General features: G+C 64.3%; 9 protein-coding genes. All 9 read right to left on the bottom strand.

Annotated features, from left to right (window positions below; all coding sequences use genetic code 11):
* Window positions 1–288: 288 nt before the first annotated feature.
* The 9 genes from IWX85_RS03915 to IWX85_RS03875 all read right to left on the bottom strand — a co-directional run bounded on the left by IWX85_RS03915 (window position 289) and on the right by IWX85_RS03875 (window position 11,650).
* The gene (locus IWX85_RS03915) at window positions 289–627 is read right to left on the bottom strand and encodes a hypothetical protein (protein WP_196868819.1); all 339 of its coding nucleotides are present in this window, start codon (window positions 625–627) and stop codon (window positions 289–291) included.
* Window positions 628–965: 338 nt separating this feature from the next.
* Window positions 966–1,202, bottom strand: a complete 237-nt coding sequence (locus tag IWX85_RS03910) for a hypothetical protein (protein ID WP_036811438.1) — start codon at window positions 1,200–1,202, stop codon at window positions 966–968.
* 11 nt (window positions 1,203–1,213) lie between these two features.
* Window positions 1,214–2,656 carry a DUF4331 domain-containing protein gene (locus IWX85_RS03905; protein ID WP_231379512.1) on the bottom strand — a complete coding sequence of 481 codons (1,443 nt, stop codon included), beginning with the start codon at window positions 2,654–2,656 and terminating at the stop codon, window positions 1,214–1,216.
* 284 nt (window positions 2,657–2,940) lie between these two features.
* On the bottom strand, window positions 2,941–4,413 hold the full coding sequence (locus IWX85_RS03900; RefSeq protein WP_196868817.1) for a cobyric acid synthase: 1,473 nt from the start codon (window positions 4,411–4,413) through the stop codon (window positions 2,941–2,943).
* Between the two features lie 15 nt (window positions 4,414–4,428).
* On the bottom strand, window positions 4,429–5,538 hold the full coding sequence (locus IWX85_RS03895; RefSeq protein ID WP_370584211.1) for an aminotransferase class I/II-fold pyridoxal phosphate-dependent enzyme: 1,110 nt from the start codon (window positions 5,536–5,538) through the stop codon (window positions 4,429–4,431).
* Window positions 5,535–6,551, bottom strand: coding sequence for an adenosylcobinamide-phosphate synthase CbiB (gene cbiB / locus IWX85_RS03890; protein WP_196868890.1), 1,017 nt, complete (start codon window positions 6,549–6,551; stop codon window positions 5,535–5,537). The genes IWX85_RS03895 and cbiB overlap by 4 nt, the downstream gene beginning before the upstream one ends.
* Window positions 6,552–6,558: 7 nt before the next feature.
* Window positions 6,559–10,839: a cobaltochelatase subunit CobN gene (gene cobN / locus IWX85_RS03885; protein WP_196868816.1), complete on the bottom strand. Its 4,281-nt coding sequence runs from the start codon at window positions 10,837–10,839 to the stop codon at window positions 6,559–6,561.
* Entirely contained in the window at window positions 10,836–11,189 is a 354-nt protein-coding gene (locus IWX85_RS03880; protein ID WP_051984404.1) for a DUF2149 domain-containing protein, read from the bottom strand. Before IWX85_RS03880 ends, cobN begins: the two co-directional genes overlap by 4 nt.
* On the bottom strand, window positions 11,186–11,650 hold the full coding sequence (locus tag IWX85_RS03875; protein WP_036811428.1) for a MotA/TolQ/ExbB proton channel family protein: 465 nt from the start codon (window positions 11,648–11,650) through the stop codon (window positions 11,186–11,188). The genes IWX85_RS03880 and IWX85_RS03875 overlap by 4 nt, the downstream gene beginning before the upstream one ends.
* Window positions 11,651–11,660: the final 10 nt, after the last annotated feature.

Below are 11,660 nucleotides of genomic sequence, written 5' to 3'. Positions count from 1 at the left end.
TTCGGGCGCCAACAGCCTTGGCTGGTTGCGTGAGGGCAAGACAATGGCTGGATTTTGCAGCCAGCATGAACTGCATCCCAACCAGATTGCCGACTGATAGCGACAATTACTTGAGAATTCCGCCAACGTTTTTGGTGCATCAGTTGGACAGGGAAAACCCATTGATCTGGCGCTGCTGCATGCCAGGAGAGGCCAGCTCTCGCTGGGAATTGTTTTTTTGAGTGCGCACTCGCCAAGGCGGCATTGCTGAGCCCCAAGCCACTGAATCGACCTTATTCCATTTCTGAATCATTCCGAGATCAGGCGCGAAGCCGCAGACAGTGCTGTCGCACGGCAAGGCGAAGCAACGACATATCGGCACGCTTTAGAAATGCAATGAGTGCTGCCAGACTCGACATTGCCCACTTGATGGGCTGGCGCAACACGGGCATGCCGAATGCAAGCCCGGAGCGCGTCGCGCCCGAGCAGGCTTGCTTGAACTTGCTGCCAAAACTGGCTGAGGCTGCATGGAATGAAATTTTCGACCTGCGCAGGGTCGACTTGAAAATCAGGAGAAAGTTGTTCAAAAAAACCGGGGCCACTTTTTGCCAACAATCGAATGGCCGCGTTGATGGTGGTGCCCGACATGGCGAAGCAAGATGGGATACCGGCATGCGCCAAGACACGCCGGTACTCGGTCCACTCGATGAATCAAGCCCTTCTGAGGGCTGATGGGTTGTTCCGAATGGCATTGATGGCGCGTCTGCGTTCAGAAGCTACAACCCGACCTTCCCGTGAACGCTTGAAGCCGCATTTGCCAGCCCCAAGCGCCTGAGCGGCAGAAAGGACGTGCGCTGCAAACCGACCGCACCGGTCATTTTTCAGCGCCTTTTTGTCCAGTAGCAGGCTATTGGCCTGCAAATTTGGCAAAAACTGTCCTCGGCAGGGCCACTTTTCGCCCTGCACACCTTCTGCCGTCCAAGCGCCTAGCCATCCACTGCCACAGGATCGGTGTCTTGTGGGGAAGTGGCTGTGATCGAGTCCGTCTCCCTCGGGTCGGCTTCATCGGAACTGGTGGCAACCACCGCCGTGACCAACGCCATGAAGCTGTCGGCCAAAGGTTGCGGCACATCATTGTCTGAACCGTCACTGCTGCCACAGGCAGTCAGCGCAATGGCCAGAAGCGTCAAAGCGCCGCCCCTGAATAAAATTCCATGCGTCATTATTTTTCTCCTTAATTGTTGAAGTTGCCTGGAAGCGGCGTGTTGAGGTAGGGAAAGGTGGTTTTGAAATCGGCCGCGGTCTTGCGAACGCCATCCGTCAGGGCCGCACCGCCCGCCGGTGCATCAGATGGTTTGCAGCCTACTTTCAAGCTATCGGCAGCACCTGTCAGCGTGCAAAGCGCACCCATGGCGACCCGCAAAGACAAGTCGGTCACATCGTCGCCAGGACGGCGTCCGTTCGGAAAGCCGGCCTTGTCGCCAGCAGCCACACCCAGCGGATTTTGGGCTGCCGCAACTGCCACGGGCGTCGTGGTGTTCAGACGCAGCATTTCCGAGGGAACCACGTTTTTAGGTTGATTCAAGCCTTCTAGCCCTTTCAAAAATACCGTCACCAGATCGGTCCTCGGAAAATTGGTTGGCGCTGGCGCGGTCGGGAACAAGGTCTGCACCAGGGCTGGCAAAGTCGGATTGGTCACGTAGTCGAGAAACTGGGCATCGCCTGATGGTTTTGATGAATTGAAGCGGTCCTTGTCCTCGATCCCGATCACTACCTCATTGACCAGTGGCATCCCTACGCGCGAGACCTGCGCCCACGGGCCGCCTTCCACACTGGCCCGGTTGTACCCTTTTGGCGACGGATTGATCAGGCGCCCCTGTCGCACGCTGGCCGTCGTGTACGCACCGATGACGGGTTCACCGGCTGTGGCCAGGCAGGCGATGGGCACTTCCATCGCAATCGAGGTGACGTTCTTGTTTTCAAGGTCATTCTTGTTGCCATTGACCTCTGGCCCGAGCGGGTTCAAGTTGAACAAGTCAAAAATCTTGCCCACTGCGATATAAAACGGCTCCTTGCGCTGGCCGACAAATACTTTCGCAGGGCTGGCGCAGCCCGGGATGGCCACGCTGTAAATATGCTTGTTGGCATAGGCTTCGTAGCCCGTGGCGCTGCCAAATGTCTTGTCGCCGATGTTGTCCACCGGCTTGTCGAATTCGGTTGCACCGCCCGCTGCATTGGTCAGGCGTGTCCTGGTTCCGCGGCGGCGGTCTTCCTTGACCATGTCGATGGTGTAGGTTTCACGGACATTGAGTTTGGCATCGTTGACCGCGCTGATGGTGCCCGAGTTGATCAGCGGGATCCTCACATCCTTGCCCCCCACTTTGAGCGTCTGTTTCTTGGTATCGCTCTTGAAGCGGAACTGGAACGTCAGGTGCTCTTTCGCATCGCCCACGTTGTCGACATGGATTTCATACAACCCGTTCTGGTCGAACTGGTAAAAATTTGGCCCGCCTTGCGGATCCTGGAAAGGAATGTAGTTGGCAATCAGCGTGACATATGCCTCTCGGCCCGGCTCATAGCTTCGAAACATGTACAGATCGGTGCCGTCCAGCTTGGACTGACCGGATATGAAGGGCGCTTCCCGGTGGCTGGAGGCATAGGCTGGAACCGCAACCATGAGCGCTACGGCGCCTGCTACTGCCATTGAGCAGAGATTATTTTTTCTGGCAAAACTTGGCATGTCGTCTCCTGATGGGTTGATGGAATATTCCTCAGCCAGACTCGTTGATATCAACCAAGCCATTTGTAGGATGAAACGGACAAGTCCTATCGGGGAAAATGCGTCGCTTTTGAGCTACACGCTTTGGCAAGCTTGCGGCGGCCTTTGATTCACGCACGCCTGGCTACGGAAAAAGAAAAAGCCGCACAGTCAACTTTGTTTTTCGGCGCAGCCTGACGGCTTCAGTGCGTCGTGATCAATGACTGCAAAACGCCAGGCTCGAAATGCCTGTCGATGTAGTCGGCCAGCCCCTCGAACACGACATCGAGCGTCGGCACGGCAGCGCCAAACAGGGCCTGCAGCACGCGCTGGTCTTCAAACAGCCCGTGAAGGTACAAACCCAGCACATTGCCGGCGCCGTTTTGCCACGCCAGGCCGTCTGGCATGACCGGACTGGCCATGTCGCCTGCGGCAGCCATGGCCGGATGCGGTGCGGTCTGGCCATGGTGGATTTCGTAGCCCTGCACTTCAACGCCTGACAAGCCGGCCCACGGGCCACCTACGCTGGCGAACACGGTCTGCCGGTGCCGCACGGTCTTGTTTTCGTCAAACACCGTGACCACCGGCAACAGGCCCAGGCCGGGGCCGTTGCCATCGATGCCGTGCGGGTCAATCAGCGCTTCGCCCAGCATCTGCAGGCCACCGCAAATACCCAGCACTGCGCCGCCCTGCCCGGCATGCGCGGCAATCGCCTGGTCCAGCCCCTGCGCGCGCAGCCAGGCCAAATCGGCACTGGTGGCCTTGGAGCCGGGCAGGACGACCCAGTCGGCATCGATCAGTTGGGCCGGGCTGCGCACCCATTTCAGGCGCACGCCCGGCACGTTTTTCAGCGGCTGGAATTCGTCGAGGTTGCTGATGCGCGGGTAGGCAATCACCGCGACGGTTCGCGTCACCTGGCCTGCGGCTGTACTGCGGTCGTCAAAAATTCCGTCTTCCTCGGGCAGGCCATGCTGCCACCACATCGGCAGTGTGGCAACCGTGGGCACGCCGGTCAGGTTCTGCAACATCTGCGGGCCGGGCGCGAGCAGGCTGGCGTCGCCCCGGAACTTGTTCAGCACAAAGCCCTTGATCAGCTTGCGCTCGGCTTCATCCAGCATGGCCCAGGTGCCGTACAAATGGGCAAACGCCCCGCCCCGGTCGATGTCAGTAACCAAGAGGCAGGCCGCATTCGCATGCAGCGCGACGCGCATGTTCACGATGTCACACGACTTGAGGTTGATCTCGGCCGGAGAGCCCGCGCCCTCGATCACCACCACATCGTTTTCCGCCATCAACTCGTCCAGCGCCTGCGCCACCACCGGCCAGACCGAGAGGCTGCGCCCGCGCCATTCCATGCGCGAGAGTTCGGCGTTGACCTGGCCCATCAGCACGACCTGGCTTTGCGTGTCTTTTTCAGGCTTGAGCAGCAGCGGGTTCATGCGCACCTCGGGCGTGGCGTGTGCCGCCAGCGCCTGGAAATACTGGGCGCTGCCGATCTCGCCGCCTGCCACGACACGGGCGTTGTTGCTCATGTTCTGCGCCTTGTAGGGCGCAACCCTCAGGCCCTGGCGGGCGTAATAACGGCACAGCGCGGTGGTCAGCCAGCTTTTGCCGGCGCCGCTGGTGGTGCCTAAAACCATGACACATTTGGCCAAGGGCGATTTATCGGGGGTCATGCAGGCCTTTGTTGTTCAGTTTGCGATGGCATTCAGGGTTGTCCACGCCATTTTCAGCACATCCTGCACTGCCGGCGGCTGCACACTGACACGCAGATGGCCGCTCAGGCCGAAGGAGGCGGTGTCGCGCAATTTGATGCCCTGCTGTCGCAAAAGCGACAGTGCCGACGACAGGGGGAGGCCTTTCGGCAATGCCGGCGTCGCACAGAAAAAATTGGCATCGCTGGGCAGGCAAACCCAGCCCAGAGACTCGCACACATCGATTTGCCGGGTTTTCCAGCCACGCAGCGTGACCAGGCTGTCGGCCAGCCAGGCTTGCACATCGGGGCGGCTCCAGGCTTGCAGCAGCGCCACGCCATGCGCACCCACTGGCCACGACGGGCTGAGCTGGTCGAGCGCAACAACGGCGTCTTCGGCGTCCACCGGCGCAATCGCATACGCAGCGCGCACACCGGTCAGGCCCAGCGCTTTGTTGGGCGTCCAGAGTTGCCAGACGCTTTGCAGTTGCACCGTGCTCAAGGTGGGCGCGCCACTGAGTCGCAAGGGCTCATAGGCACGGTCCAGCACACACACAGCGTCGGTGCCGGCCAACGAACGCCGCGAAGGGCCACCCCGAGCAAGTTCAGCCCCCCCGGGGGGCCGCAAAGTACGCGAAGCGACAAGCGTGGGGGCCAGTTTCTCCAGCCCCGCCTGCGCAAGCCCCAATGGGCTGGACGGCTCGCAGGCCCAGAGGAGTTGCGCGGCGGCCGGTTCGGCGGCAACCGCCAGCCGGTGCGCGCGGGCGGCCTGCGCATAGTCGCCGTAGCTGTGCGGCGGCAGCCAGACGGCGCCGCCCTGCCCGGCTGTTTGCGCTGTCAGGGCCGTGATGCGAAAGATGAATTCGCTGGCGCTGGCCGCCAGCACCACGCGCCGCGCATCGACCCCGTGAAAATTGGCCAGTTGCCGGCGCAAGGCGGTGTAGCTGGCGTCAGGGTACTGGCTGGCATCGGCTTGCCGGACAGCCGCTTGTGCCGCAGGACACGGCGCGCAGGCGTTGCTGTTGGTTGAAAAGTCATGCAGCGCCGCGCCAAGGTGGTCAGGCCCGCCATGCATGCGCGGTGGCTGCGATGGCATGACGCTTTTCATGGCCATGAGAATGCTATAAAAATAATAGCTGCAAGTGCAAACATAGCGTGCGCAAAGACCACTTTTGATGCATATTTTTGGGCCAGCCGCACCTCCCCGGCCTGCGGCGCGCACCCTGTGGCGTTCAGGGTGTACACGCCGGGCTTGCTCACGCTGACCCCCAGCGCCAGCGCCATGGCCGCCATCGGCCAGCCGCTGTTGGGCGAGGGGGTTTTTGCCGCTTCGCGCCGCAGTGCGCCCGGCCAGAAGTTGCCTGTGACGCCCATCAGCAGCCAGCCCGTCAGCCGCGCCGGCAGCCACGACAGCACATCGTCGGCACGCGCCGCCCATTTGCCGGCCCATTCCCAGTACTGGCCTTTGTAGCTGCCCCGGTAGCCCCACATGGCATCGGCGGTGTTGGCAAAACGGTAGACAGCTGCGCCCGGCAGGCCGAACAGGACAAACCAGAAAATCGGCGCCACCACCGAGTCGTTGAGGTTTTCAGACAGCGTTTCGATGACGCTTTCGCGCACCTGCACCGCCGTCAGCTGTGCGGTGTCGCGACTGACCAGCCAGGACAGGCGTTCACGCCCGGCGGCCAGCGACTGTTGCAGGGCCGCTTCCACCGCACCGGCTTCATCGCGCAGCATGCGCCAGGACAGCATGGACTTGGTGAGCCAGGCCATCGCGGCGACCAGTGCGGCGGCAGCCAGCCCGGTTTCCAGCGCCGGTTGCGTGATGAAGCGGGCCAGCTGCCGGAAGGCCAGCGCCTGCAGACCCCAGGCCAGTACGCCGACGGCGACGGCCCCCACCATCCAGGCCAGCGCGCCGAGCACAAACGCCAGCGCAGGCGGGCAAGTCACGCTGACGCGGCCGCAAACCTGGAGGTAATGCCCGATCCAGACCACCGGATGAACCGCGATGGGTGGCTCGCCCCAGCGGCGGTCTATCCACAACGCCAGCAGCAACACCAGCGCCAGGCAGGCGGCGGGCCCGACAGGTCCCGGCAAGGCATGAAGGCTGGACCAGACCATCGACATGTCAGGCGATTTCTGGCCGGGACAGACGCTCAGCGTGCGGCGCCCACCCAGCCACCGGCACAGGCCGCCAGCGGCGCGACTGCCGCCATGCGCCCAGGGCCAACAGCAAACCGATGGCCCAGAGCGAAGCCAGGGCGGTCACCACCGACTCGGGCGGCTTGGCTTCGGGCAACTGTTCCAGCAGCTTCAGGCCGCGCACCGGCCTGGGCGCAAGGTCATCCGGCGCAGGCAGCGCGGCGGTGGCTTCAAGGGCGGCCGGAAGGCCGGGCGCTGTTGCCTGCACCAGGCGCGGGGCCGCCGCATGGTCCTGCACCGGCACCGGCCGGGATGCCCCCGGCGCCAGGGCCGCATCCGCCGCAAAACGCTGCACCGCCGCATTGCTTTCGCGCAGGCCACTGGCCTGGCGTGCTTCGTTGTAGGCCTGCACCAGTTCTTGCCGGGTATCGGCATCGGGCTGCCAGTAGTTCAGCCGAATCGCGTCGAGCATGCGCTCCAGCGTCTGCGCAAAGGCGGCGCGGTTGCTGCCTTCGAGCCATTCGCGGGTGTCCAGCCGGTACTGGTCGCGCACATAGACGTTGTGCAGCGACTGCCAGTGGTCCTGGCGCACGGCCTGTGGCGCGGTGACCTGCCAGCCCCACAGAAACTGCGCGGTTTTCAACACCTGCAGGCTGCCGCTGTAGCCTTCGGCCTTTTGCGCGCTGATCCACTGGGGATGCAGGTAACGCGTCTGCATTTCCTTGGCGATGGCGCTGGCGGCGCTGTCGGTCACCACGTCGGTGGTGTCGCGCAGGTTTTGCACATACAGCGCCGGGTCTTTGCCGGTGAGCTGGCGCACCGCCTGCGCCATGCCGCCCAGGTACTGGAACGGATCGTCGCTGCTCAGCACGCCATAGGTGTTGGAAGTGCGTGACAGCAAGGCGGCATCGACCTGCGCCAGGTTGCGGGCATAGGCCCTGGCGAAAGCCTTGTGCCGCCCGGCGCCCTCCAGTCCTTCGCCGTAGGCATGGCCCATGCGGTCCATGTAGAGCTGGGCCATGTCGGCATCGCCGCCGCCCTTGCCGGCGGTTTTCCAGGTGTCGGTGGCCTGGGCGGCTTCGCTCAGGCCGGTGCTGTAGCTGCCCTGCTCGTTGGAAAACACCCGTGCCGTGGCCCATTGCCGGGCCTGCTCTGCCGTAGCCCCCGCCGCCGCAAAGGCGCCGGCAAGCTGTTGCGTGTGGCGCGCCACTCCGTTATCAGCTTCCTTGAGCTGGGCGACCTGGCGCACGGCCTCGTCGATCCAGCGCATCACCACCGGGAACTGGTCGCGGTAGGAGCCGGTGACGCTGACCAGCACATCGAGCCTCGGGCGCTTGAGTTCGGCAACTGGCAGCACCTCCAGACCGGTGACGCGGCCGGCGTCGTCCCAGCGCGGCCTGACGCCCAGCGCGTACAGCGCCTGCGACTCCATCACGCCCTGGTGGCGCATGGTTTCGCCGGCCCACAGGGTGAAGGCGATCTTCTCGGGCCAGCGGTCACTGTGTGCTTGCCGGTGCTGCTTCATCCAGGCGTCAAAGGCGGCCACGCCCGTGTCCCAGGCCTGGCGGGTGGGCACGCGGCTGGGGTCGAAGCCGTAGAGGTTGCGGCCGGTGGGCAGGCTGTCGGGGTTGCGCACCGGGTCGCCGCCGTAGCTGGCCAAGACATGCCGGCCATCGAGCGCCGCCAGAAAGCCGCTGATCTCTTCATTGCCGGCCAGCGCCGCATCCAGTTGCCGGGCACGCAGGGCCAGCGCCAGCAGGACTTCGGGCTCCAGAACCTTGGCCTGGGCGCGGTTGGGCACCGAATCGAGGGTGCCGGCCTTCACGGCGTCGGCCGCATCCTGCACCCGCAGGTCGCGCGTGCTGGCCGCCTGCGGGTCTTGCAGCGCCAGCTGCAGCCAGCGCGCCGGACGCGAATGGATGATGGCTTTGGCGTCCAGCAAAAACACCTCGTCGATGTCTTCACCCAACGCATCGATCAGCGGCTTGCGCAGCGTCTGCATTACGGTGCCGAAGCGGCGCCCGGCATTGGGCACTTCACCGAATGCGGCCAGGCCCAGCGGCTGCGCGGTCTGGGCAATCTCGTCGAGGTAGGGGTGCAGCAGTTCCATGAAACCGCTGAAGTCGGCGAGGATTTTTTCCCGGCTCCAGCCGATGTCGCGGTGGAACTGGTTTTCGACGAATTGTGCGGTCAGGCGCGCCTCCACCTCCTGCCTGACCGGGCCGGGCGCGACGGTTTCCCAGTCGTGCATCAGGGTGTGCATTGCGTGCACGCCGGGTCGAAAGCCCGCCGGAGAAAACATCGGCGTGGAATGGCTGACCAGCACCGCACGGCCGCGCCGCTTGGCCGTCAGCGCCTCGCCCAGGTTGTCCATGATGTAGGGGTAGATGTTGGGCAGGTCCCCCAGCGCCAGCAGCGGATCGTCCTGCACCGACAGGCCGCGCTCCTTGCCCGGCGCCCATTCGAGCGTGCCATGCGTGCCCACATGCACCACCGCATCGGCCTGCAGCTCGGTGCGCAGCCAGAGATAGGTGGCCAGGTAGTTGTGGCTCAGTGGCACAGCGGAGCGGTGACCGATGCGTTTTTTTCGCAGTTCGGCGGCAGTGCCGGCGGTAACTTCGTGGCGCAGTGGCTGAGGCATGACCACCGCATGGCCCAGCTGAACGCGGGGAATGATGAAGGCGGGCTCAGTCTGCCCGTCGGCCCGCGTCTGCGGCCGCAGCATCAGGGCTTGTTCGGGCGGACCCCAGTAGGCTTCGATGCGCGCCTGGGTTTCAGGCGGCAAGGCGCGAAACCAGGCCAGGTAAAGGCGCAGCGGAAAGGCGGCGGCCAGCCCCTGCGCGGGCAGGCCGGCCAGGGTTTCGGGCTTGTAGAACGCGGCCAGCGTGGCCTGCACCTGCGGCGTGATCTGCCCGGCATCGGGCGCATCGACCTGGTAGCCGGCGGCCTGCATGGCGGCCAGCATGTTGTGCAGGCTTTTCGGCACATTCAAAAACGACGCGCCAAAGTTGCCTTCGCCCTGCGGGTAGTTGTAGACCATCAGGGCGACGCGGCGCAGGGCCGGGGGCGTCTGCTGCAGGCGGGCCAGCGCGGCGGCCTTGTCGGCCAGCGCATCAATCTGCGCGGGAATCGGTTGCAGCGCGCCGGTCCTGGCGTCGCGTGCGGTGATCAGGAGGGCATCGACCATGCCCGCCAGTTCGCCGGGCGTGTAGTAGTAAGCCACGTCGGTCAGCGCAAGGCCGTCTTTGCTGGCCGTCCACTGACTGGCGTCCATGGCAAGCGCGGGCATGGTCTGCAAAACAGGCACGCCGATACGCTCCAGCTCGGCCTTGCGCGCGCCGGGGTTGAACACCAGCGCCGAATTGATGATGACATCGGCGACGCGCCGGGGCCCGGCGGGCGTTGTCACATGGGTTGCCTGGAAAAACAGGTCCGTCTGCTGGCGGGGCCCGTAAAAGGCGTAGGCGCGCAGCCCGCGCTGCGCCAGCGCGGCAATCAGCGTATCGAGCCACGCGGTATCGTCCGAAGTGAAAACCGCACTATTGACCGCTATTGCTACTGTTTTAATAGCTGCTTGCGCATATGTGTCGTGCGTTAAAGGCATTTTTTGCTTAAAAACCGGGCCGTCCGGCAAATTGTCCAGGGCGCTGGCCTCGTTTTCGATGCGCGGCCATGCCGGATGGTAAAAACCGGCCAGCGGCAGCTGCACGGCCGGGGGCAGCGCCGCCAGCGCAGCGTCGCCCTGCCCGGCACCGGCCTTGAGGGCCGCCATGGCCAGGCGCATGTTCTGTGCACCGCCGAATCGCCAGTATTCGCGCAACCGTTGCGCCCAGGCCGCGCCCACGCCCTGCTGCGCCAGCAGCGGCGCGGCGGCCTGTGGCTGATTTTTGGCCACGCTGCCGAACTCGCCCACCAGGACATACGGCGTGCCGCTCTGGTTCGCCGCCTCGCCGAAGCGGGCGGCCGCGCTGCTTGCCACGCTGCTGTGCGGCGCATCAATCACCAGCAGCCGGGCACCGTGCAGGGCCTGACGCAGGGTGTCGGGCGTATCGGCCGCGGCAGACACGATCTGCAGCGGCAGGCCCGCCTGCCTGGCCGCTTCCGCCAGCCCGGCCAGTCGGGCGGGCGACACCAGGTAGGTGCTCAGCAGCACGATGCGCTGGCCGGCAGGCTCGTCCGCCGTTGCCTGTGCCCGTGCCGGGACGATCGCCAGGCCAAGCACAACGGCGGCAATCTGGCAGCAGCAACGCTTCCAGACACTGCTCATTCTTGGGCGCCGGCGGGCACATAGACCATGCTGCCGTCCTTCATGCGGTAGGCCGTGCCGGCTTTTTCGCCGTCACCCTCGCCCGAGGCGCCGCTGGCCTTGAACCGGGTCACCTTGTTGCCCTCCCTGGTGATGATTTCCATGTCGGGCTTGCCTTCATTGCGGATGATGGTCAGCTTGTCGTTGGCGAACAGGTTCATCGGGTTGTTGATGACGGCGATCAAGAGCATGCCGATCACCACCAGGAACACGTCGATCAGGTTGATGGTCGAAAGCACCGGGTCGTCGTCGTCCTCGTCCAGGATGCGCAGGCGCGGTCTGGCAGCGGCGGGTTTGCCGGGCGGGTTCATGCCACCTGCCCGTCCAGCACCACCAGCATTTCCGCCAGCAGCCAGCGCCGGCGCACGCTGTACACCACGAAGGTGATGGACGCGGCCACCAGCGCCACGATGACCGCAGCAAACGCAGGTGCCAGGCTTTGCGCCACACCCTGCGACTGGCCCGACGCCACTGCCACCAGCGCCGGCCCCATGGGAATCATGGTGGCGACCAGACCCAGCATGGGCGCAACGCGGCTGCACAGGCGCAGGCCTTCCAGCTCCTTGAGCACCGCCAGCTCCAGCGCTTCGGCCGAGCGGCCGCTGACGCGGTTCAGCACCAGCACCCGGCCAGGCTGTTTGCGGCGGCGTGTCCATTCCACGGTGAAAGCGCCCAGGCTCATCACGGCATAGGCAAACACGGCAAACACCAGCAGGGTCACCGGCCAGAGGAACAGCTGGGCCAGCTGGAACAGGGCATTTTCAAAAGGCATGGCGTTAACT

It is taken from the genome of Polaromonas sp. CG_9.11 (genome assembly GCF_015752225.1).
Classification (GTDB): Bacteria; Pseudomonadota; Gammaproteobacteria; order Burkholderiales; family Burkholderiaceae_C; genus Polaromonas.
This window is presented reverse-complemented; position numbering and strand designations above follow the sequence as displayed.